Here is a 21,760-nt window from a genome sequence, read left to right on the forward strand (position 1 = left end):
GGCTCAGCCCCCTTCCGGTCGGGGTTCGTCCGAGGGCCGCCGCAGGGTCAGCTTGCGGCCCCACTTCTTCACGAGGCCCAGGCGGTCCTCGGCGTACTGCTCGTAGAGGTCGGCGACCCGGGTGTTGTACGGGCGCAGTGCGCGGGCCAGACGGGCGAGGTCCTCGGACCGCCAGTGGTGGGCGGTGTGCAGGTGCAGGGTCTCGATCAGGTCCAGGTGGGCCCGCGGGAGGCGGTTTCGCTCCAGGCTGACGGAGACCACCCCGGTGACATGGCTGAGCAGCACGTCGTCGACGGTCACCGAGGCGAGCACGGCCGAGTGGAGGGCGCGCAGATACCGGTCGGCGAGCGAGAAGTCGAACGCGTCGAGGTCGGTGCGCAGCCGGGCCGGGTCGGCGGGCACCTTCAGCAGCGCCGGGACGAGCTTGTGGCGCTTCAGAGCGCGGGGGGCCGACCAGGCCTGGATCTGCGGGATCAGGAAGGCCCGGGCGAGGGCCGTGGCCTCGTCGGCCTCGCGCAGGGCCGTGTCCAGCCGCAGCGTGGTCTCCACGCACTCCCGGGTGACCACCCGCAGCCACCCGGCCCGGCCGGGTGCGGCGAGCATCTCGCACAGCCGCAGACAGGCTCAGAGAGCTTCCTCGTCGGGCACGTCCTGCTTCACGGCGCGGTCGAACCAGTCGCCGACCGCCTCGTCCACGGGTTCGTCCAGGGGCAGCCGACGGGCGATCTCCATCGCCTCTTCGTGCGTCCAGGACGGCGAGGGGCGCCGCCACAGGGCCCGCAGCAGTTCGGCGTCGGGCGAGGCCGCGCGGCGCACCTGGAGGATCTTGAAGAGGAGATGCACCGTGCGGGCGGGCTCCCGCTCGGCCTGGGCCCGCCAGAAGTGCTCGAGCAGCCGGGGCTGTTCGCCGAGGTCCGATTCGCTCAGCAGCTGGGCCGGGAACTGGGCGAACAGCTGTTCCTGGCCGCCCCGCTCGGTCAGCACGTCCTGGACGGCCGTGGTCAGCGCCGTCCTGAACCCGGGCAGGGCGTGGACCAGGCGAGCGACCTCCTCGCGCAGCTCGGGGCCCGCACCGGAGAGGCCCAGGAGCGTGCGCGCCACGTCCAGGCACAGGGACGCCAGCAGCTCCGGCGGCGGCGTGAGCCGCGCCCCCGCCGCCCACAGCAGCAGCCGCACCCGCTGACGGGTGTCGACAGCCTCGCCGAGCAGCCGCTGCCACAGGGAGGTGGCCTGTTCCCGCTCGGCGGGTTGGGTGAGCGGCACCGGCCCCCGCGCGTCCTTCGCACCGGTGACGTAGGCGCGGATCCGGGACTGGTGGAGCCTGCCTTCCAGTTCCTGGTGCAGGGCCGTGTCGCCGCCCGCGGCGGCGGCCGCGCTCAGCACCGCGAGCTGTCCGTCGTCCAGGTTCCGGTGCTCGTGGTGGATGTCCGCGGCCACGGAAGCCCCGTGCGGGCCGAGGTGACCGGCGCCGGGCAGCCAGTCGATCAGTGCGCGGACGTCGGCCTCGGCCAGCTCCGTGCCGCCCGACGCCGCGGCCGCCGCTACCGGGGCGTGCCAGTCGCCCTGCGTCCGCTCCGCGCCGTGCGTGTAGTCGGCGGCCCAGGACCACACGGAGCGGGCCGAGCCGACCCCGATCCTGGTCAGCAGGCGTACCAGGTGGTGCGTGGGCACCACCTCGGGGAACCGGCCGGCGGGGAAGTCGAAGACCGTGAACGACTTCTGGTCGTCGGGGCCGAAGGCGGCCTGCGCCTCGGGCACGGTCCCGATCAGATGCAGCCTGCTGCGGGCGGGGCGCAGCAGATAGGTGGCGAAGGAGAGATTCCGGGCGAGCTGCGGCGGCAGCAGGTAGGAGACCGCAGCGAACCAGTGGGCGATCCGGTCGGTGGTGCCGTCGATCACCACCACCGACCCGTCGTCGTCGAGCGCCGCGAAGACCGCCGCCAGCAGGGCGGGGAGCTGTGCGGCGTGCGGGTGCGCGTGGAGGAAGGCGCGGACCGTGCGGGGGGAGAGCGGGCCCCGGGGCAGGGGCCCGGGCAGCTCGGGGATGTCGGTGGATCCGGAGACCTGGGACGTCCAGAGCGGCGAGTCCCACAGCTCGATCGCGAGCGGGTGGTCGTCGGCCGGCGCGGCCGCGTCCTCGGTGTGCAGGGCGTGGGCGAAGTAGTTGCCGAACCGGCGGGCCGAGTCCCGACCGACGTACCGGACGCACAGCGTGGTGGCACCGCTCCGCGGGCCGGGGGCGTGGCAGAGGTTCACCGGACACCGGGCCAGCAGCTCGGGGGAGTCCGACTCGGCCAGGGCGCGCGGGGGTTCGTACCCGGCCAGCCCTTCCACCCGCTGCCGGGTCTCCGCCGACACCTGCTCGCTCACCGCGTTGAACTGGAACCCGGACGACCCGCTGAGCCCGTGCTCGCACGAGGTGTAGTAGAGCTGCTGGAAGCTGCTCATCCCCGTCCCGCCTTCGGCACCGAACCGAACTCGCTCAGGAGCCACAGCAGTGGATCGGCGACCCGGTAGGGCTGGATGCCGGTGTCGGCGACGCGCGCCTCGGCCGTGGCGCTGCGCCCCAGCGCGGAGACGCCGAAGTAGCGGTAGCGGCTGAACGTGTTCTCCAGGGACTGGTCGATGGGCACGCCGTCCCACTCCCTGAGGAGCTGGCGCACCTCCTCGTGCACGCTCAGGCTGTCGTCGACGTCGAAGCGGCCGCGCGCCGGGGCGTGAGCCCGCAGCGGGCTGCCGTTCTCCATCAGGTGCCAGAAGGCGTCCATCTTGGAGAAGACCACCGCCATCGGGGTGTCGATCTTCCCGGCCGCCCCCTGTCTGCCGGGCCGCCCCGCCCTGCCGCTCCGAGCGGCCAGCAGCATGCTGCTTACCCGGCTGAGGACGTTGAGCGGCGGGTCGATGCCGTCCGTTCCGGGCAGCGCCGTGCCCGGAGCCGCGCCGTCCCGAGCCCCCGGCATCTGGAGGGGATCCAGGAGCAGGATGATGCCGTCGGCGTTGGCGAGGTACCGGGTGTTGAGCTCGACGCTCTCACGGCTGTTGAAATCCTCGCCCGCCGTGTCGAAGAACGAGAGCACACTGTGCTGGGGGCGCTCGCCGAACAGGGTCCTGCGGCGCAGTCCGAACCGGAACACCAGCGGCTCGACCCGGTTGGCGTTCGTGGTGGCCGTCTGGGTGGGTGGGAACATCTGCCGGTCGCGGTAGAGGCGGTCCTCGTACTCGGAGCTGTAGCGGCGCATGGTGGCGTCGTCCAGGCCCATGAGCGACGCCCCGTAGGCCTCCCCGATCTGGTTGCGCATCTCGTGCAGCAGCACGGTCATGTAGATCGTCTTACCGGAGGAACGCGCGCCGACCATCGCGATCAGCCGGTTCTCCACCATGCCGAACTGCACCGGAAGTTCGACGTGGCAGACCGGGCAGATGCGGTACGTCGTCTCCCCGTCGCAGTCCGGGCAGACCGCCGTCAGCCGACGCCCGTCGGCGGCGAAGTCCGGCCCCACGTCATGGCTGGGACGCCGCCCGAAGCGCTCGTCGAGGACCGGGTCGCGGCGGCGCTGGCACTGCTTGCGGGTGCGGCTGAGCCGGCTGTTGCAGCGGAACCGCACCTCGCGCGGGGCGAAGATCTCGTAGCAGTAGGGGCAGGTGAGTCGCTTGGCCATCAGGTCACTCGCAGCCGGTGCAGCGCCGTGGGGCGCAGGTCGGTTTCGGGGGCGCGATCGGGCTCCGGGCCGTCCACCGGGAAGCAGACGAGCCAGGAGGGGCCCTTGGTGCTGGGGAAGGGGAACTCCACGACGATCGGGACACCGGCGGTGATCCGCTGGGCCGGGACCTCCAGGAGGACGGTGCCCTCGGCGGTGTTGGAGGGACGGTAGCGGCCGAGACCGTGGACGATCCGGAGGGCGGGGAGCTCGCAGCCGCTCCGGGCGGTGAAGGTGACGCTCGCCGTACGAGCGCCGGTGAGGCGGCGGCGCAGCGAGGGCTCGTAGTCGACGATGGGGGGTTCGGCCGGGATCCGCAGGGTGGCGGCCCCCTCGGTGTCGGCGACGGGATCGGAGACCAGGGCCTCGACGGTCAGGGTGACCGCGCCCCGGCCGACCGGGAGATCCAGACCCCCGTCGTGTTCGTACACCCGGCGCCGGCAGAGCACGTCACCGTCCCGGGGCCCGTCGCCGCCTGCCATGGCGCCCTCGCGGCGCCAGCGGACGCGGGCGGTGAGCGCGGAGTCGGGCCAGGCCCAGAGCACGAGGAGGTGGTCGTCCCGGCGGACGGCCTGGAGCTGGGGCACGGGGACGGAACGCTGGACGGGGGCGGTGGCGCCGGACGGACCGGTTTCCGTCCACGGGCCCGGCTCCGGCGGGAGGTCGGGGGCGGGTACGGGGTCGTGCGCCGGCGTGCGCTCCCGCACCGGGTTGTACGGTTCGTGATCCGGCGCCGGCCGGGGTGTGTGCGCCGGGGCGGGGCCGGGACCGTCCTCGGCCCGGCGCCGGTGGGATTCGGGTCGTGCCGGGGCCGTCGGGACGCGGGGGACGCCGGGGTCGGCCGGTTCGCCGCGGGCCGCCGAGGGCTCGTCGGTGCCGGACTGCCGTGCCGTACGCGCTTCCGCTCCGGCGCCGCCCGGGACGTCCCGGGCGGGGACCGCCCGGGGGTCGGGGTCGCGCGGGAGGACGGCCTCCAGGCGCGGTTCCGGGTCCTCCAGGAGCGGGACGGTCGGAGCCGTCACAGGCGTCCGGTCCGCGACGACGCGCAGGAGTCCGAAGTCCTTCAGGAGCAGCAGGCCGCCTACGGCCGCCGCTTCGGGGTCGACGCAGCGGACCGTCAGCCCCTGGGCCTCCGGGAGGTTCTCGACGGCCGCGCGTTGCTCGGGCGCCGCGTACAGGCCGCCCGAGAGCAGGACTGCGTCTGGCTCGGATGCGCGCAGTTCCCCGGAGATCGCGGCGAGGGCGGCGTCACCGGCCAGCGGGGCGGTACGGGTGGTGACGACCCGGACGGTCAGGTCCGGTCGGATGGCGAGGGTCGTCAGGTCCACGGCCGCCGCCGTCTGGTCGGCCACGAGCACCGTGCGGTGGACGCCTTCGTCGATGGCGCCGTAGTGCAGGGCCACCGCGACCGGCTCCGGGACGATCCTGCTGACGCGCAGGCCGGCGTCCTCGGCGGCCTGGCGCAGTCGGGCCTCGTCGGCGCGGTCGGCGGACGCGGGCATGCCGAGGACCGCCTCTTCGCCCGTGACGTCGCCGAGGGACGTGGCGAGGGCGGCGGCCGGGTCGGCGCCGCCGCCGTTCTCCCCGGGCGCCGCCCCCGTTCCGGCCAGATCCGTCACCGTCACCGTCGGACGTCCGTCCGGGCCGAGTCGGCCGTGACGGGCGACGCGGTGGCCGATGGTGATGCCGAGCATGTGGTCAGCCCTCCCCTTCCTCACTTCTGGTCCACGGTGTGCCGGCGTCGTCGACGCCGAGTCGGATCCGGTCGCCCGGAGCCGGGCGGTGGGCCAGGAAACGGGCGACCACGGCCGCCCGGAACCGCTCCAGTTCGTTGCGGATCTGCCGTCCGCCGTACGCCTGCCGCTCCGGATCGCTCATGCGGCCGGTGATCCACGGGTGCAGGCTCTCCGTGTCCGGGATCAGCTCGACCTGATGGCGCTCGCGCACGGATTCGGCGAGCTGCCCCAGCAGCCGCTCGGCGATCTTCACGATGTGCTCGCGGCGCAGCATGTCGAAGACGGCCACGCCCGGCTTGAGGCGCCCGTAGATCTCCGGCCGGCCGATCGACCGGAACTTCTCCTCCACGGCGGCCGTGAAATGCGCCTCCAGGGTGGCGTAGGGCACGTCGTCGCCGCTGTCGGACAGCAGGCTCTGGACCGCCTCCGCGCCCGTATTGGAGGTGAAGATGATCAGGCACTGGGAGAAGTACGCGGTCTGCCCCCGCCCGTCGGTGAGCCGGCCGTCCTCCAGGATCTGGAGGAACTTGTCCAGCACGTGGGGATGGGCCTTCTCGATCTCGTCGAAGAGCAGGACGCTGAACGGGCGTTCCTGCACCCGGCGGGTCAGCTCGCCGCCCTGCTCATGGCCGACGTAGCCGGGAGGCGCACCCGCCAGCCGCTCGGCTGCGTGCTCCTGCTGGTACTCGCTCATGTCGAAGCGGGCGTAGGCGCTCTGGTCGCCGAACATCAACTCGGCCACGGCCTTGGCGAGTTCGGTCTTGCCGACACCGGTGGGCCCGACGAAGAAGAACGCGCCCCGGGGCCGGGCCGTGCCGGAGCCGCCGAAGTCGACCCCGACGAAGGCGGACTGGAGAGCGGCGGCCACCGCGTCGACCGCCTTGGACTGGCCGATCACCCGTTCCCCCAAGACCCCGGCCGCACCGGCGACCGTCTCCCGGTCCAGCTGGGTCCACGGGTCGACACTCACGTTGAGCCGGTGCAGTTCCAGGAGCTTGTCCGGTTTGCGCAGCGGCGCGTCACGCAGCCACGAGGTCCGGGCGAGCGCGTCGATGTCCCAGCCGGACATGCCGTCCGTGGCGCCGACCAGGGACTCGATGTCATGGCGCGTGGCGTCCGCGGCCCCGTTGAACTCCCCCCGCGTCCAGGTCAGCCAGAGGCGGCGCTCGCTGGGGTCCGGCGGCCCGACGTGCAGCGTGGCGATCCTGGGGTCCTCCAGGTGGAACCAGCCGGGCAGCCTGCCGACGTCGCCCACCGCGCACAGGACGGCGTTGCGGGCGTGCGGACGGCGGCCCGTCAGGGCCGACCGGGGCGTCACCGCGTGCGTCATCGCGGCGCGCAGCCGGAGATAGCCGTCGCTCGACTCCGGCCGGTCGGGCCGGAGGTGGTGGTCGACGTCCTGGAAGACGAAGGCGGTGGCGGCATCGGGGGTGGCGGCGATCCGGTGGACGGTGGCGACCACGTCCTCGAAGGACCGCGGCGGGCCCGCCGACCGCGGGGCGAGCAGACCCGCCCGGTCCTGCTCGCGCGCGGCGCCCCGCCGGCCCCGCGGGCCGGCCTCCCGGTCGTCCGCGGCCGCCGCGGCGGCGGGCGCTCCGGGCCGGTCCGCCGTACCGCTCCGGTCTCCGGTACGGGGCCGGTTCGCCGCCAGCCGGGCGTACCGCTCCGCGTGGCCCGGCAGCGGGAAGGTGAGGCCCGCGACCGGGTCCCACCAGCCCACGACATCGGCGCCACGTGCTTCGAGCACCCCGGCGACCAGCTCCTGGAAGGAGGCGGGCCGGTCCTCGAACCACCAGCGGTCCCGGATCCGGCCGTCGACGATCACCTGGCGGCCGCGGCGCAGCTCCCAGCCGAGCGACACCGCCCACAGGGGCATCATGCCGTCGGCGATGACGGGCCCCGAGCCGTCCTCGTCCTTGGTGAAGGGGACGTGGCTCACAGGTTCGTCCACCTCCAGGCGGTTCCCCGCGGCAGCGGCTCGGCGCGCCGGCCCGGTGGTTTCCCGTCCCAGGTGAGCTCGCCCGGCACGAAGCCTCCGTCGTCGCCCAGGGTCTCGTGCACCCTTTCCAGAAGGGCCTCGGTGGTGTCGCAGACCGTCTCGCCCCGGGTGGCGTGCACGGCCACGTCCGGCTCGCCCGCGACCCGGTAGACAAGGACCGGCTCCCCGTCGGCGCCGGTGGAGACCGTGGTCTCGTAGACGGCCCCGGTCGGCCGCGTGAAGTGGAGGCGGAAGCTGCCGCCCTCGTCCTCGCCGCCCTCGAAGGCGAAGCCCTCCTCGGTCATGGCGTCCCGGAGCGCCTCCACCAGGTCCCGGCGCCGCTGGTAGGTCAGTTCCAGTTCGTCGAGCCTGCCTTCGGCCGCGGGAAGCCGGTCCTCCAGCGAGGCCACGGCCTCCAGGGCCTCGGCGGCGGACCGCCGGGCCAGCGCGTCGGTGACGGCGTGCACGGCGTCACCGATCTCGTCGGCGAGCCCGGGGGCGCCGAGGTCGGCGGCAGTGCCCACCACGCCATCGGCCGCGTCGCGGACGACGGCGAGCCGTCCGGCGGCCTCGGCGAGGATCTGGTCCACGGCCGCCCGTTCCGCCTCGGCCCGATCCCGCTCCGCCTCCGCTCGTACCCGCTCCGTCTCGGCCCGTTCCCGTTCCGCCACGTCGCGTGCCCGCGCCGCGTCGGCCTGCCGCGCCTCCTGCTCCCGCGCCCGCGTCAGCGTCTCCGCGTGGCGGGCGACGGCGTGCTCGACCGTCCCGAGCAGGGCCTCGAAGCGGACCCGCCGGTCCGGGGAGGCCGCCGCGTGCAGCTGGTCCAGCAGTTCGGCGCAGCGCCGGTGTCCGTCCGCGTCAAGGGCGGGACCGTCTGGGCCGGTCCCGGCGAGCCGCCGCTCCAGGTCGGCCAGGATCCCCGCGGGTCCATCCCGCGGTCCTCCGCCGCCGGGGCCGCCGCCACGACCCGTCCCCGCAGCTCCTCCACCGCGTTCCCGAGCGTGTCCCCGCGGGCCACCCTGTTCCGCAGCTCCGCCCACCGGGTCTCCAGCCCACCGGCGTCGGCGAGCGCGCCGGACCGGCCGGCCCGGTCGATCAGCTCCCGCACCTCCTCGAGGCCGCGTTCGTCGGCCCGCGCCCGATCGGCCCGCACCCGGGCCACGTGCGCGTCCTGCTCGGCCGCCCGCCGGGCCGCCAGCTCGGCCTCCTTGCGGGCCGCCTCGGCCTGGCGGCGCTCCGCCTCGGCGCGGGCGCGCTCCCGGCGGGCGGCGGCCTCCTGGGCGAGGCGGGCGCGCTCCGCGGCCCGCCGGAGCTCCCTGCCCCGGCGTTCCTCGGCCCGGCGCCGACGCTCCTCGGCCTCTCGCCGAGCGTACTGGGCGCTGACGCGGACGGTGCTGTACTTCGGTGAACCGCTCATCGTTCCCTCCGTGCTTCGGTGTGCAGCACGAACCCTCGCGCCGCGAGCTGCTCTTCGAGCCCTTTCCGGAACCCGGGGACCGGTGGAACCCCTGCCCAGGAGAGCGAGCCGTCGGCCTCCACCGAGAGTTCGATCCCCGAGGTCGTGTCCGGTCCGGCCGCCAGGACCTCCGCGTAGCGGCCTGTGAGTGCGATCAACCGCTGGTTGTCCGAGCCCCGCCAGCGCAGGCCCGCGTGGCGGGCCGCCACGTACGGCCCGTCGACCAGCAGGTCGAGGCGGTCCAGCAGGGCGAGCTGGTCCGGGCCGCCGCGCCGCAGCGCCTCGTGGCGAAAGCCGGAGTACGCCATCGCGCCGAATTCCGGGCGCCGTTCCCGTACCGCGTCGAGGAGTTCCGCCAGGGCCCCGGCCTGGCTGAACGGCTCGCCGCCGGAGAAGGTGACGCCCTCGACGTCGGTCAGCCCGCACAGCCAGTCGGCGAGCTCGGGGACCGGGCGGGCGGTGCCCCCCTCGAACGGCAGGGTCTCCGCAGCCACGCAGCCCTGGCAGCGCAACGGGCAGCCCTGTACCCAGACGACCGCGCGGGTGCCGGGGCCGAGGACCGTGCAGCGATCGAGGCAGCGGGCGACGGAGAGGACGGACGTCATGACTCCTCCTCCTGGTGCGGGGGATAGCTGTCGGCACCCTGGCCGCCCTGGTCGCACCACGGGCACCACGGCCGTTCCACGGTGTGGACGTGACGGGCGTTCACCCGGCAGGTCCGCAGCCGGCCGGGCGCCAGCTCGGCGGCGAGCGCCGCGGCCCACGCGCCCGTCGTCGGCCGTGGGCCGACGGGTGCGAACGCCGCGCGCGACAGCTCCGTGAGCCGTCGTGGCAGCAGGTCGGCGGGAGGCACGGAACGGGGCAGCAGCACTGATCCGCGGTCGACGAGCCGGCAGCGGCCGTGCAAGACGTTGTCGTCGTACGACAGGTAGTCGGACCCGTCCGCCGGGTGACCGGCGAAGGGGTGCAGGCCCGACATGAGGAGCTGGTGGACCAGGACCGCCAGGGCGAATTCGTCGGAGCTGGTGTCCGGCGCGGTGCCGGCGGGGACGCCCATCCGCTCGGGTGCCGTGTAGCCGGGGGTACGCATGCGGCTGGGGAACACCTCGCGGCCGTCGGTGAACTGCAGGGAGTCGATGTCCGCCATGCCCACCCGGCCGGTCGTGTCGACCCACAGGTTGTCGGGCTTGAGATCGCCCACCACATAGCCCTCGGTGTGCAGTTCGGCCAGCAGCCCGGCGAGCGAGGCGGCCGCGCGCAGCGCGGTCGCCCAGGTCGCCCGGGGCAGCAGGGCACGGCGGGCCGAGGCGGTGAGCAGATGGCCGAGCGGCTGGTAGCCGTGGCGCATGTCGGACATCAGATAGCCGTCGACCCGTTCGGCGGGGGAGCCGCCCGCCGTGCGGACCGGGACCAGCGGCCAGGCCAGCCGGACGGGCGTGCCGGAGAGCAGGCCGACCGTGCGCGGTTCGCGGCGCTGCCGCACCAGACGGGCCACGCGTCGCCGGTACGCCTCGGGGTCGGGCGGATCCGGGACCAGCTTCGCCACCAGGGGGCGGGCGTCCTCGACGCCGTACACGAACCCCTCCGAGCCGCTGCCGATCTGTTCGGCGAGCTGCCATGTGTGCCCGCTGCCGGACACCACCCTCAGACCCACGGCCACCCGCCTTCGACCAAGGCGCAGAGGATGGTCAGGTCGTCACCGGTACGGCCGGCCTCCGGCCCGGAGAGGAGCCGCCGGATCGGCTCGGCGTCCCCGCGGTTCTCCCGGAGGACGGAGGCCAGGCCGAGGAAGAAGCCTTCGGCCGGAAGGGGGCCCGCCTCCGCCGGAAGGCCGTGCACCGAGGGGTGGTCCAGGCTCAGGGTGGCGCAGCCGTCGGTGGACAGGACCACGCCGCCGAGCTCGGGCTCCCAGACGGTGAAGGTGCGGACGCCGAGGGCGGCTCCGGGGGAGGAGAGAAAGCGGCCGGGCGCGGCTGGCGGCAGCACCAGGTGGCAGCGGCCGTCGCGGGTGAGGAGGGCGCCGAAGCCGTCTCCCGTCGAGACGAACGCCGTCCAGGGCGGTGCGACGACCGCCGCGGTGAGCGTGGCCGCCAGGGCGCCGGAGTCTCCCGCGGCGTCCTGGCCCAGCACCCCCGATACCATCCGCAGGTACTCCTCGGCGATCTGCCGCCCGCGCGCGCCGGTCCACCGGGTCCACTCCTCCGGGGCCGCGTCCACCGCTGGGACGTCCTCGGCGAGCAGCCGGCAGGCAGCGTCGACGGCCATGTGGGCGCCAAGGGCACTGCGGTCGCGGCTGCCCGCTCCGTCGGAGACCGCCAGGACCGCCACGCTGCCCAGGTCGGCTGCCTTGAAGGCGTCCTGGCAGCCCTGCGCGGCGGCCAGATGGGCGGTGCCCTGGACGGAGGCGCCCGCGATGATCACTGGAGTCCCCTTTCCAGCCGGTCCATCCGGGCCAGTCGGGCCGCCCGGTCCTCGACCTGCTGGTGGATGAGGTCCGCGTCCTGGTCGGGGCTGCTGTCGTCGGTGCTCTGGAAGAGGAGGTCGAGGATCCGTCCGAAGTCGAGGTTCTCCAGCGGGGACGTGGCCTTCGGCGCCAGTACCCGGAGCATGGGCAGATCGGCGCCGTGCACGCCGATGACCTGGAAGACCCACTCGCCCGCCGCCTCGCCCCGGCGCACCCGTCCCGCGGTGGCGGCCAGCGCCGCCGAGTCCAGCGGACGGCCCTCCGTGTCGCTCGGCGCGCCGTCCGTCAGGACCCACAGGAACGGGCGCCGGACCGGGATCCGCTCCGCCTGGAGGGCGCGGTAGCGGGCACTCGCGAGGTCGAGCGCCATCTCCACGGCATCGGTCAGCCGGGTCAGGCCCTGCGCGGTCAGCCGTGGCGGGTTCACGCCGTCGACCGGGACGAAGAGCCGCGCCCGGTCGGCCTCCTCGACCGGTACCAGGCGGCCCCGGTCGGGGTCGTGGACGCGCACCGCCGAGTCGAAGGCGATGAGACAGATCTCCACCCGGGTGCGCAGCCGTTCCTGCGCACGCACCCCGTCGAACCAGCGCTCCAGCGCCTCGTTCAGCTGGTCGATGCGAGGGTTCCCCTCCGGGCGCCCCATGGACGCCGAGGTGTCGAGGAGCAGGAGGACTGGCTGCCGCTCCTCGTAACCGGTTCCGAACTCCATGCCGTGGACGCTCACGAGGCCCGCTCCACATCGTCGTCGGGCCGGGACACCGGCAGCCGCCGTCCGGGGACGTGGCGCACCGTGACGGCGGTGCCCGGCGGCAGTCCCGGTGGCTCGGCCTCGGTGCGCAGCAGGACTCCGTCCACCAGCACGTACGTGTCCGGGGTGGGCCAGGTCACCGTGCGACCCGTGCGGCCGTCCCCCCACTCGATCATCCTCGCGGTCATGTGACCACGTTATGTGATCTCGGCACCTGCGTTTCCCCGTATCGTCGGAATGGTCACATCGTCAAGATGGCTGTTTTGAACGGCGGTTCGCTCCCCGAGGGCGCCCCCGCGGCCTTCGAGGCCGGGTCCGCTCCTCCAGTCAAACAGCTCGGCCGGGCGCCGATCGGTCGCGTGCCGGGCGGGATCCGGCCGTGAGCCGTTCCAGCGTCCGGGCCGCCGCCGCGGACCGGACCACGAAGTGCACGTCCCAGTCCGCCCCGCGGGCCAACTCGGCCTCCACGGCGGCCCACAGGGCGGCCGCGCTCGCCCGGTACGGAAGTCCGCCGCGACCCGAGCCGATCAGCGGGAAGCAGACCGACCGCAGCGGCGGGGCGAACCGCTCGCACTCCTCCGCCAACAGTGCGAAGACGCGCGAGGCGGCCCGGGTGAGGTCGGCGGGCAGGACGTCGTAGTCGTTGGTGCCGGCCCGGGGGACGGCGGCCGCCGCGTGGTAGATCCTCCGTACGCCCTGCTCCGCGAGGGCGCCCGGTCCGGTGGCCGCGATCGTGCCGGGCAGCACCGGGCGGCCCGCAGTCCCGTTCTTCAGCGCCCAGTCGCGCAGTTCGTCGTGGACAGGGTCGTCCAGCAGGTCGCCGGTCACTCCGCGCACGGAGGCGGTCCGGCGCAGCGACGCGGAGACGGACGACTTGTAGGGCTCCGGCAACGCGAAGTAGGTGTTGGCGGGGGATACCACCACGTCCACGTTCCGCAGCAGGTCGACCGGGTGGACGTGGAGGGTGAGACGGACCGGCCGCCCGCCCGCCCGGACGTCCACGGACCGGTGGCTCGCGCTGGTCCAGTCGTCCTCCGGCGCGTCGTCCGGCGCCCCCTCGCCTCCCGATTCGACCAGCGCGAGGATGTGCTCGGCCACCTGCCCCAGCACCATGACCTCGTGGTGCTTGCGGAAACGTTCCTCGCTCACCCGGTACACCTCGGCGGACCGGGACCGGCGGGAGGACGCGGGCCAGTCCCGGGTGCCCTGGGCCAGGCCCAGGGTGTATTCGGCGGCCGTCCGCAGCGTGCCCGCGTCGAGCCGTGCCACCGCGCGCCGGAGCAGGGCCTCGACGGCGCCCTCGCGGTTGCGGGCCGAGTCGAGGAGCGAGGCCGCCGTCTCCAGGGCGGGCAGGTCGCGGTCGCGCAGCCGGAGAAGTCCCGCCCGCCGAACCGCCTGTAAGTCCCCCAGAAGTGACGCATGGTCAAGGGGTGGTGGTGCTGCCATGCGGACACGATGGCAGCACGTTTCACCCGGTGGCAAGCGGCGGCGGGAAGGCGGGGCGGGTCAGCGGCGGATCCGGTCGTCGATGGCCGAACGCAGAGGCCGTAGCAGCTGGTTGACCTCCTTGACCCCGGCCTCGGAACCGAGATCGGGAATGCCGCGGTACGCCAGGTGTTCCAGCGATCCCCCCGGGCCGTCCGACCCGTCCGAGCCATCCGATTCGTCCCGGCCGTACGGGTCGGCGGGGCCGCCCGCGAGCCGGTCGCCGAAGAGCACGAGGACGCGCCCGGAGGGGTTGCGCTTGGAGTCCCAGATCATGCCCTGGGCCCCGGGGACCTGTGTCCGGATCTCGCGGGCCCAGTCGCGGGTGCCCCGATAGTGCTCGGGCCCCTCGTTCTCCAGCAGGCGGTTGTCCTGGCAGACGGCGGCGAGCGCCGCTCCCGTGCGCAACGAGACCAGCCGCAGCTCGTGCCGGGTCTGGAGCACCGTCAACGACCTGCCCGTCACGGCCCTCTTGGGCACGAACCGCGTTCCGGTCGTCCGGTCGAAGGCGATCGACCGCAGCAGCGTCTCGGCGAGTGCGGTCTCCGGGCCGTCCGCGGCGTAGAGACAGGGGTACGGATCCTCCGCCGTGCTGTGGAAGCGGCCGGGCGCCCGGTCCTCCTGGTCGTAGGGCCGGAACTGGACGGCGGCGAACCGGGACGGATGCGCCCGCCACAGCTGGGTGCCGGCGGGCAGCACCTCCCAGTGCGGCTGGAAGCGGTACGCGGAGGGCGACACGGTGATCTCGTGCATCACTCCCCCTCCACCAGGGCGATGGCGGCACCCACGAGGTCGCGGTCCGGCCGGACGCCGAGCAGGCCCGCGGGCGGACCACCCCCCAGCCAGGTGTTGCCACTGAGCCACCAGTCGGCGGCCCCCCACGGGTCCTCGTGCGCGAGCAACACGCGGTTGACCTCCAGGACGACGTCGTACGGCGCCCCGTCACCGGGGCGGAACTGGAACTCCGGGTAGCGGTCGCCGCGGTCGGGATCCGCCAGCCGGATCAGCTCGGGCGGTGGCGCGGAACCGCCGTACCGGGTCCGGACCTCGCCGGCCGACAGCGTGGGCGCGCCGAGCAGTCGGCGCTCGGCGGCGGCGATGATCTGCTCGGTGGTGAGCAGACACACCGGTGGGGCGGAGGGCTCCTGCTCGCGCGGCGCGGGGAGTCCGGCGGCGGCACCGGGTACCGCACCGGGTTCCGGCTCCCGTGCGGAGAGCGGCGGGCCGGCCGCGAGCCGGGCCAGGAGGTCGGCCGTGCGCAGCACCATCGGCTGCACATCGGTCGCCGTCGCGACGAGCCGGACGGAGTCCACCGCCTGCCGGACCGGATGGTCGTACGGCAGGTCCACCAAGCAGCGCCGGACCAGCTGGAAGGCCCGGCGGACCTCCACGGAAATCTCCGCCGGGGTCTCGGCGAGCGCCCGCAGCCGCACCAGCAGGAGCTCGTACTGCTCCTCGGTCAGCAGGGCGCGCAGGCTGTCGTGGTGCTCCTCGATCAGGGCGAGCACCCTGGTCCCGTCGTCCTCGTCGGGTGTCATACGGTCTCCTTCCCTCGGCCGGGGTGGCCCTGGTGGATGAACGCGGCCCAGGCGGCGGGCTGGCCGAGGTCGGCGCGCCGGACATCCCGCCGCAGCCGGTCGCTCAGACAGCCCGGGTCCTGTCGGTCCGGATCGAGCATCCACAACTGGGCGGCCCGCAACGCGTCCACGGGAGCGAGCCCGGCCCGCAGGTGATAGTGGAAGACCACCATGAGCAGCATCGAGGCGCTGTCCTGGGTGGTCCAGCGCGACCCCACGACATCCCGGGCGCCGCCCGAGACGAACGCGGTGGTGAGGGTCAGCGCCTCGTCGTGGTCGCGGGTGCTCAGGTCGGTCTCGCAGGCACTCAGCACGATCAGCGGCCCGTCCGACGGCTCCTGCCCGGCGGGCTGCGGCCGGTCGAGGAGCTGGATCACGGAAAGCGGTTCACTCTCGCCCTCGATCTCGGGATGAGCCAGATACAGCGCGGACTCCGTCGGCCGGACGGCCGCCATGCCGTGCGTGGCGAGATGAACCACCGAGTGGTCCTGTGCGAGGAGGGACAGCAACTGCGCTGGGGTGCCCGTGGGCACCGAGCGGACCGGCAGGTCGGCGAAACCGCCGTACAGCCTCGCCCCCGGGTAGAAGGCCTCGCGCAGCTCCAGGATCTCCAGCTCGGCGTAGGTCAGATCGAACGTCGGGTCGGCCACCATGGCGGGAGCCGAGACCGGGTCGCGCGGCGCGCGCCTAGCGGCCCGCAGCAATTGGCTCCCGGAGGCGGCGTAACTGATCACCAGCTCCTCGCAGACGTAGGCGTGCGGGGAGCCGGCGGGGAAGCGCGCCGCGTGCCAGGGGACGATCCCGAGACGGCCGCAGGGAACCAGGACGATCCGGGGGGTACGGCGTTCGGCCGGGTCCCCGGGGAGGTGGTCCGCCAGCCCGGCGAGGACGTGGGCGATGGTCTCGTACGCCCAGTCGCACAGGTCGGAGAGGGCCTCCTCCCAGTCCTTCGCCACCGCGGCGTCCCGGGGCGCCGCCGACCGGGCCCTGACGGCGTCCAGGTACCGCTCCAGCGGGCCGCTGCTCTCCTCGGCGAGGGTCGGCAGCGCGCCCATGCGGATGCCGATCTCGGGCCCCACCGCCAGCACCATGCCGGGGGCGTCGCCGCCGGGGCCGGGAACCAGGTAGACGAGGGCGTCCGCGCCCGCCGCGCCCACCCCCTCCGCCAGCTCCCGCGGATCGGGGGTGCCGAGCAGGCCGCCCCGCTTGCGGTAGCCGAGTGCCTCCAGGGCTTGCCGGCGGAGCATGCTCGGGAGTTCGCGGGGCGGTCCGCCGTCGGCGTCGACGACGGACTCCCGCCAGGCAGCGGCGAGTTCGGGGTGCCCGCGCTCCTCCAAGAGGTCGGGTACCGCCCGGGAGGTGGCGGCCGTCTGGAGGACAAGAGCCCGGCCCAGCTCCAGTGCGGCGACCGCGTGGTCGGGCCGCCCCTGCATGGCTGCCCACAGCGCGGCCCGCACTCCGAGGGAGGCGCCGTTGCGCGCGGTCGTCAGTCGGTGCTCGGCACCCTGCTGGAGGAGGACGTCGGCGGCGAGGGTGGTCAGCGCCTCGGTCGCCGTCTCGACGGAGGCCTCGGCATCCGCCTCGTTCGGCCCCAGGCGCCAGCGAGCCCGGTAGAGCTCGGAGAGCGACCACAGGGACTCGGCGGCGACGCGCGGCGCCCTGCCCTGCCGGATGTGCTCGCGGAGCCGTTCCAGCGTGGTGATGGCGGCTGCGAGGTCCTCCGGGTCGCGGGTGAGGCCGAAGCGCATTCCGAGGTGGTTGGCGGCGGTGTGCAGCCGGTCGGCAGGCGCGTCCGGTGGTGGTACCTCCCGCTCCGGGAGGCCCGTCGTGTCATCAGTCAGGTAGCTTCGGAGCGTCGAGATGTCCGGGAACATGTCGTCCGGCTCCGCGAACGGGAACGGGATCCTGCTGTGCTGCGCGGCCTCCTTGGCCTCCTCGATGTCCGTGAGGCTGCGCAGGAGCAGCTCCTCGTCCAGGGTGAACCGGCCGAGCGCGGCGCCGGCCATGCCGCGGCACAGCAGGGCGAACGAGCGGAGGTCGTGGTCGTCGGGAACGCCGTCGACGAGGGCCTCGGCGCGGGCCACCAGCTTCCCGAGCCGGTCCGCGTCGTGGTTCTGGCCTGCGACGCGGATGTCGGTCATCAGGGCGAGCGCGTCGGCGGCCACGGGGAAGGCGTCGGCGAACGGGATCGAGTCGCTGCCCGCCTTGCGCCGCAGGTAGTCGGTGATCGCGTGGGTCTGCTCGAAGCCGACGGCCTGGTCCTGGAGAGTGCCGCCGGCGCCGTCGCTCACCGCGAGCAGCAGGCCCATCAGCCCCTCGAGCGCGTCCCGGCCCCTCATGTCAGCCGGCAGCTCGTCCAGCGCGCTGCGCAGCCGTCCGAGCTGCTGGTTGAGGGCGGCCGGGTCGCCGCCGCCCACGTGGTCCACGAAGTCCACGGACGTCGTGTTGACGGCCTGCATCGCCGCGAGGAGCCGGCGGACCTCCTCCGGGCCGGGCGGTCCTGGCGGTCCTGGCGGGACGGTGGCGCTGACGGAGTCATCTCCGGTGGACTCTGCCCCGGGCGTGCTCGTGGTACCGGTTCCGTGCGCCCCGCGCCCGCCCCCACCGTCCGCTTCCCCGTCCCGGCCCCCGGACATTCCGGTCATCATCCGGTTCACCATCTGCCGCACGTGCTCCGTGGCCGGATGGCCGTCGTCGGGTAGGAAGCCGTTGAGCATGTCGGCGAACCCCTCGGGCGAGGGAGTGGCACGGAGGTCACGCATCCGCCGCAGATCACCGAGGAGTTCCGGCGGCAGCGGCAGCTCCACAGCCTCGTCCAGCAGCTCCCCGATCTCGGCGGTGAAGGCGGCAATGCCCTCCGGCCCCTGCCGCGTCATCAAGTCGAAGATGGCGGTGACGTCCGGCTCCGGCGCGAGCCCGTCCAGCATCTCCTGGAACGGCAGGGTATGCGTCAGCAGGAACAGCGAGGCCCACCGCCGGTCCTCGGCGGACGCGGCGGCCCCGAGCTCCGTCGCCGGGTCGCGCACGTCCCGCAGTAGTCCGTTCGCCCGGTGCCGGTCCTCCAGGGTCCCGCCGCCGGCGGCATGGCGCAGGGTGAGGGCACCGCCGAGCCAGACGGTGACCGAGCTACGCAGTTCCGGGTCGTGGTCCAACAGGACGGACAGGTCGCCGAGTTCGGCGACCGAAGCGTCGTGGACACGCGAGGGCGGCGGCTTCGCGCCGGGCGCGGGCAGTAGCGCCCGCGCCCGTCCGACGGCCTCGGTGGCCCAGGCCTGCAGTGCCAGCACGCTGCCGGTCTGCTCTTCTTCCCCCATGGGAACCCCCACGTTTTGAGGCCCTGTCGGGCCGACAAGATCTCCATGATGGCGAGGCGTCCGCCACGGCGGAGCCCGAACGCTCACTTGTCCGGCATTCGCCCGGTCAATGACCGGAACTCGCCCGTCGCGTCGGCGAGGTCGGCTCGGCCGGACCCGGCCTGCACCGCCGTGACACGCCGAGATCCGCTCGCATGCCACGCCGTAGCTCCCGCAGCTGCTCCCACAGCGTGTCGATCTCCTCCTGGACCGCAGAGAGCGAGTCGCCGGGACGAGGAGCGCCGTCGTCCAGACGCCGGAGCCGCCCGAAGAGGGTGCCGAGCGCGTGCGCGGCCGCGCCCGTCGGCGCGAGGACGGGATCGGGCAGCCGCATCTGCGCCTCCGCGTACACATCGCGGTGCAGGTCCCGGGCCTCGGTGAGGCGCTGCCGCACCTCCGGCGCCTCATCCGCGCGGAGCAGAGCGTGCAGCTGGTCCGTCAGCGCGGCCAGGTACTGCCGGGAGGAGGCGTTGAGGGCGACGTAACAGGCGCGCAGTTCCTCCGCCTCACGAGCTCGTGCCTGAGCCCGATCGGCCCGCTCCTGCTCCCGCTGCAGACTGCGGTCGGCGGCCCGCTGCGTGAGCAGGGCCGACAGCAGGGTCCCGACAACCCCGACGACCGCCACGATCAGCGCGCCCGCGCTCCCGACGTCCATCTCCTCACCCCCGAGTCGCCGTGTGCCTCCAACGAACCGGTGCCGGCCCCCTTCGGGCAAGCCCACGACCGGGGCACGACCGGCCTTCGCCCGTGTCTCGCCCAGGCGAGCGGTGCGGCCGCACCCGGGCGGTCCAGGGGTATACGCGTGGGTGGGGGCGACGCTGAGGGGGACGTGGAACGCGGGCCGGTGGCGATGCCCAGGGCGACCTGCACCGACCGAGGACGAGGAAGTCGGAGGCGTACACCACCGGTCCCAGGCTTCTACCGCCCGGGCGATGGGCACCACCACGGGTGGCACATACACCGTCGAGACGCTGTGCATCCCCCGGGCCAGGCTGAACAGCACCGTCTCGGCCGGGCAGCCAGGAACCCTCGTCCCGACAGTACCTCCTGCATGGCGGCGTGCGAGTGCCTTGGCTGTCACCACACGATGAGTCTGGTGACGGCCGCTGACCGCCAGCGCGGAGTCGGCTCCGACCAAGGCTCCCTTGGCAAGGGCCCGGCCCGCAGCCATGCTTCGAGGCTCTCGCATCGACAAGCCTCACAGCTACGCTGAGGGTTGTCCTAGCGGAGGTTGGCGGACACCAATAAGGACAACGCCAACCGTCAAGTCCGACTGAGCTTCCTGGGCTGACCAAGATCGCTCAGCCGGAGCGTGCCGCAGATGTACGCTCGAACGACGAGAGGATGCGCGGTACGGACCTCAACGCGGTCGAACGCCGGACACGGCAAGTGCCTGCTCGAAGCGCGGCGACTGTCGCGCGCGAGCGTCACCAAGAGAACGTGCCCACTACCGCCGAATCCGTCGGGACGCGCATCATCGGCCAGGCGGCCGACTGCGAGGTCTCCGGCGCCACGGATCCCGCGAGGAACTCCAAGTCACAGGGCCGGTCCGTACGCCAGGCGCCTGCTCCGTCGCCGCGGCCCTCTCTGACACCGTTGGGTGAGACGCCCCGAAATGATCAGATATTGTGGGCGGGTACGACAGGAGAACCACCCGCATGACCAGCACCAAGCCCGCCGGGCAGGATCCGGCGCCGAAGCCGAAGCGCCGCCGTTTCGCCCCCGAGTACAAGCTGCGGATCGTCGCCGAGTACGACGCGGCCCCCGCCGGGGACAAGGGCGCTGTCCTGCGCCGGGAGAGGCTGTACCACTCGCACATCATCGAGTGGCGGCAGGCCAGGGATGCGGGCGCGCTGGAGAAGCTGACCGATCACCGCACCAGCCCCGCCCGCCCGAGGAAGCACCCGGCCGAGGCGGAGAACGACAGGCTGCGCAGGCAGGTGGAACGGCTGGAGAAGGAGCTGGCGAAGAACCGCGCCGCGGTGGAGGTGCTGGGAAAAGCTGTCGCGCTGTTGGAATCGGTCTCCGACAGCGCGGACTGAACGACGTCCTCGAACATCATCTGCACGCCCTGGTCGAGCAGCTCGCTCCGCACGTGGGCATCGTGGTGGCGTGCCGTCTGACGGGACGCTCCCGGGCCACCCACCACCGGCGGCTCAACCCGGCCCCGCCCAGGCCGAAGGCTCCGCGTCCGGCGCCGGTCAACGCGCTGTCGGCGGCCGAGCGGCGGGCGGTGCTGGAGCTGATGAACCGGCCCGAGTACGTGGACCTGCCGCCCGCGCAGGTCTATGCCCGCGAGCTGGACGAGGGCCGTTACCACTGTTCCGAGCGCACGATGTACCGGATCCTGAAGGAAGCCGGTCAGGACGGCGAACGCCGCCGGAGGGCCACCCATCCTCCCCGCACCATTCCCGAACTCGTCGCCGACGGGCCTTCCCAGGTCTGGAGCTGGGACATCACCCGCCTGGCCGGCCCGGCGAAGGGAGTCTGGTTCCACGGCTACGTGATCCTCGACATCTACTCCCGCTATGTCGTCGGCCACACCGTCGAGCAGGCCGAATCAGCGGCGCGAGCCGAGGAGTTGATCCAAGAGGCGATCGACCGCAACGGGATCGTGCCGCACACCGTTCACGCCGACCGCGGCACCTCGATGACCTCCAGGCAGGTCTCCCAGACGCTTCTCGACCTGGGCGTCACCCGAAGCCACTCCAGACCCAGGGTCAGCAACGACAACCCGTACAGCGAGAGCCGGTTCCGCACCACGAAGTACCAGTCGGACTACCCCGAACGCTTCGATTCCCTCGCCCACGCACGCGAGTGGATGGACGCGTTCATCTCGCACTACAACCACGTCCACCGGCACTCCGGGATCGGCTACCACACCCCGGCCAGCGTCCATTTCGGCACCGCCGACCTCGTCCGCGAGCAACGGGCGACCACCCTCACGGTCGCGTTCGAGCAGCACCCCGAACGCTTCAACCACCGGCCCGTGCCACCGAAGATCCCCCAGCAGGCATGGATCAACGACCCCACCCGACGACACGAATCACAACAACACAGTTCATAGCCGCACAATCGTTTCATTTGACTTGACAGCTACCGCGGCGGGCTGTCGGCTGAAGCCCGGCATGACGAGTCAACACCCCGCCACTTGTGTGCGCTGACCAACGAGGCAGGCGGGGACTGCCGGGGGCTCGCTCGGCCCGCGGTGGCTGATCGCGGCAAGGGCTGCCCCTGAAAGGAAGTGCTCGAGTAGTTTTCGTGC

General features: G+C 73.5%; 17 protein-coding genes and 1 pseudogene. 2 read left to right on the forward strand and 16 right to left on the reverse strand.

Translation table 11 applies throughout. The features are described from left to right. Nucleotides 1-3 precede the first annotated feature (3 nt). From DNK56_RS15740 to DNK56_RS15810, 16 genes and pseudogenes are all read right to left on the reverse strand, one after another. Nucleotides 4-2,448, reverse strand: a pseudogene (locus tag DNK56_RS15740) (GTPase-associated protein 1-related protein). Next, entirely contained in the window at nucleotides 2,445-3,659 is a 1,215-nt protein-coding gene (locus DNK56_RS15745; protein ID WP_111334475.1) for a TRAFAC clade GTPase domain-containing protein, read from the reverse strand. The pseudogene DNK56_RS15740 and the gene DNK56_RS15745 overlap by 4 nt, the downstream one beginning before the upstream one ends. Further along, entirely contained in the window at nucleotides 3,659-5,392 is a 1,734-nt protein-coding gene (locus DNK56_RS15750) for an Hsp70 family protein (RefSeq protein WP_111334477.1), read from the reverse strand. The genes DNK56_RS15745 and DNK56_RS15750 overlap by 1 nt, the downstream gene beginning before the upstream one ends. Before the next feature lie 4 nt (nucleotides 5,393-5,396). After that, a complete protein-coding gene (locus DNK56_RS15755; RefSeq protein WP_241989890.1) occupies nucleotides 5,397-7,373 on the reverse strand; it encodes an AAA family ATPase in 1,977 nt (658 codons plus the stop codon). Then, on the reverse strand, nucleotides 7,370-8,083 hold the full coding sequence (locus DNK56_RS35990; protein ID WP_241989891.1) for a hypothetical protein: 714 nt from the start codon (nucleotides 8,081-8,083) through the stop codon (nucleotides 7,370-7,372). The genes DNK56_RS15755 and DNK56_RS35990 overlap by 4 nt, the downstream gene beginning before the upstream one ends. A gap of 53 nt (nucleotides 8,084-8,136) precedes the next feature. Then, nucleotides 8,137-8,829, reverse strand: a complete 693-nt coding sequence (locus DNK56_RS35995) for a hypothetical protein (protein ID WP_241989892.1) — start codon at nucleotides 8,827-8,829, stop codon at nucleotides 8,137-8,139. Continuing rightward, nucleotides 8,826-9,473: a 4Fe-4S single cluster domain-containing protein gene (locus DNK56_RS15765; protein ID WP_111334479.1), complete on the reverse strand. Its 648-nt coding sequence runs from the start codon at nucleotides 9,471-9,473 to the stop codon at nucleotides 8,826-8,828. The genes DNK56_RS35995 and DNK56_RS15765 overlap by 4 nt, the downstream gene beginning before the upstream one ends. Then, nucleotides 9,470-10,522: a protein kinase domain-containing protein gene (locus DNK56_RS15770; protein ID WP_241989893.1), complete on the reverse strand. Its 1,053-nt coding sequence runs from the start codon at nucleotides 10,520-10,522 to the stop codon at nucleotides 9,470-9,472. The genes DNK56_RS15765 and DNK56_RS15770 overlap by 4 nt, the downstream gene beginning before the upstream one ends. Further along, a complete protein-coding gene (locus DNK56_RS15775; RefSeq protein ID WP_111334483.1) occupies nucleotides 10,513-11,289 on the reverse strand; it encodes a protein phosphatase 2C domain-containing protein in 777 nt (258 codons plus the stop codon). Before DNK56_RS15775 ends, DNK56_RS15770 begins: the two co-directional genes overlap by 10 nt. After that, nucleotides 11,286-12,041, reverse strand: a complete 756-nt coding sequence (locus DNK56_RS15780; protein WP_241989894.1) for a vWA domain-containing protein — start codon at nucleotides 12,039-12,041, stop codon at nucleotides 11,286-11,288. Before DNK56_RS15780 ends, DNK56_RS15775 begins: the two co-directional genes overlap by 4 nt. Before the next feature lie 11 nt (nucleotides 12,042-12,052). After that, on the reverse strand, nucleotides 12,053-12,268 hold the full coding sequence (locus tag DNK56_RS15785; RefSeq protein WP_241989895.1) for an NfeD family protein: 216 nt from the start codon (nucleotides 12,266-12,268) through the stop codon (nucleotides 12,053-12,055). A 139-nt stretch (nucleotides 12,269-12,407) separates the two neighbouring features. Next, a complete protein-coding gene (locus DNK56_RS15790; protein WP_111334487.1) occupies nucleotides 12,408-13,526 on the reverse strand; it encodes a hypothetical protein in 1,119 nt (372 codons plus the stop codon). A gap of 60 nt (nucleotides 13,527-13,586) precedes the next feature. Further along, nucleotides 13,587-14,318 carry an RES family NAD+ phosphorylase gene (locus DNK56_RS15795; RefSeq protein ID WP_111334489.1) on the reverse strand — a complete coding sequence of 244 codons (732 nt, stop codon included), beginning with the start codon at nucleotides 14,316-14,318 and terminating at the stop codon, nucleotides 13,587-13,589. Next, a complete protein-coding gene (locus DNK56_RS15800; protein WP_111334491.1) occupies nucleotides 14,318-15,103 on the reverse strand; it encodes a hypothetical protein in 786 nt (261 codons plus the stop codon). Before DNK56_RS15800 ends, DNK56_RS15795 begins: the two co-directional genes overlap by 1 nt. Beyond that, a complete protein-coding gene (locus DNK56_RS15805; RefSeq protein WP_111334493.1) occupies nucleotides 15,100-18,456 on the reverse strand; it encodes a CHAT domain-containing protein in 3,357 nt (1,118 codons plus the stop codon). The genes DNK56_RS15800 and DNK56_RS15805 overlap by 4 nt, the downstream gene beginning before the upstream one ends. Before the next feature lie 106 nt (nucleotides 18,457-18,562). Then, a complete protein-coding gene (locus tag DNK56_RS15810) occupies nucleotides 18,563-19,150 on the reverse strand; it encodes a hypothetical protein (RefSeq protein ID WP_111334495.1) in 588 nt (195 codons plus the stop codon). Nucleotides 19,151-20,153: 1,003 nt separating this feature from the next. On the opposite strand from DNK56_RS15810, the gene DNK56_RS15815 reads away from it, so the two are divergent. Beyond that, nucleotides 20,154-20,537 carry a transposase gene (locus DNK56_RS15815; protein WP_111332239.1) on the forward strand — a complete coding sequence of 128 codons (384 nt, stop codon included), beginning with the start codon at nucleotides 20,154-20,156 and terminating at the stop codon, nucleotides 20,535-20,537. 29 nt (nucleotides 20,538-20,566) lie between these two features. Further along, on the forward strand, nucleotides 20,567-21,562 hold the full coding sequence (locus DNK56_RS15820) for an IS3 family transposase (protein WP_274578641.1): 996 nt from the start codon (nucleotides 20,567-20,569) through the stop codon (nucleotides 21,560-21,562). Nucleotides 21,563-21,760: the final 198 nt, after the last annotated feature.

This window comes from Streptomyces sp. AC1-42W (assembly GCF_003248355.1).
In the GTDB taxonomy this organism is placed as follows: domain Bacteria; phylum Actinomycetota; class Actinomycetes; order Streptomycetales; family Streptomycetaceae; genus Streptomyces.

What these genes read in the sequence shown, in the direction of transcription:
- DNK56_RS15745 (WP_111334475.1), bottom strand. Translation starts at nt 3,659, where the DNA reads ATGGCCAAGCGACTCACCTGCCCCTACTGCTACGAGATCTTCGCCCCG.
- DNK56_RS15790 (WP_111334487.1), bottom strand. Translation starts at nt 13,526, where the DNA reads ATGGCAGCACCACCACCCCTTGACCATGCGTCACTTCTGGGGGACTTA.
- DNK56_RS15800 (WP_111334491.1), bottom strand. Translation starts at nt 15,103, where the DNA reads ATGACACCCGACGAGGACGACGGGACCAGGGTGCTCGCCCTGATCGAG.
- DNK56_RS15785 (WP_241989895.1), bottom strand. Translation starts at nt 12,268, where the DNA reads ATGACCGCGAGGATGATCGAGTGGGGGGACGGCCGCACGGGTCGCACG.
- DNK56_RS15805 (WP_111334493.1), bottom strand. Translation starts at nt 18,456, where the DNA reads ATGGGGGAAGAAGAGCAGACCGGCAGCGTGCTGGCACTGCAGGCCTGG.
- DNK56_RS15815 (WP_111332239.1), top strand. Translation starts at nt 20,154, where the DNA reads ATGACCAGCACCAAGCCCGCCGGGCAGGATCCGGCGCCGAAGCCGAAG.
- DNK56_RS15750 (WP_111334477.1), bottom strand. Translation starts at nt 5,392, where the DNA reads ATGCTCGGCATCACCATCGGCCACCGCGTCGCCCGTCACGGCCGACTC.
- DNK56_RS15780 (WP_241989894.1), bottom strand. Translation starts at nt 12,041, where the DNA reads ATGGAGTTCGGAACCGGTTACGAGGAGCGGCAGCCAGTCCTCCTGCTC.
- DNK56_RS15795 (WP_111334489.1), bottom strand. Translation starts at nt 14,318, where the DNA reads ATGCACGAGATCACCGTGTCGCCCTCCGCGTACCGCTTCCAGCCGCAC.
- DNK56_RS15765 (WP_111334479.1), bottom strand. Translation starts at nt 9,473, where the DNA reads ATGACGTCCGTCCTCTCCGTCGCCCGCTGCCTCGATCGCTGCACGGTC.
- DNK56_RS15810 (WP_111334495.1), bottom strand. Translation starts at nt 19,150, where the DNA reads ATGGACGTCGGGAGCGCGGGCGCGCTGATCGTGGCGGTCGTCGGGGTT.
- DNK56_RS35995 (WP_241989892.1), bottom strand. Translation starts at nt 8,829, where the DNA reads ATGAGCGGTTCACCGAAGTACAGCACCGTCCGCGTCAGCGCCCAGTAC.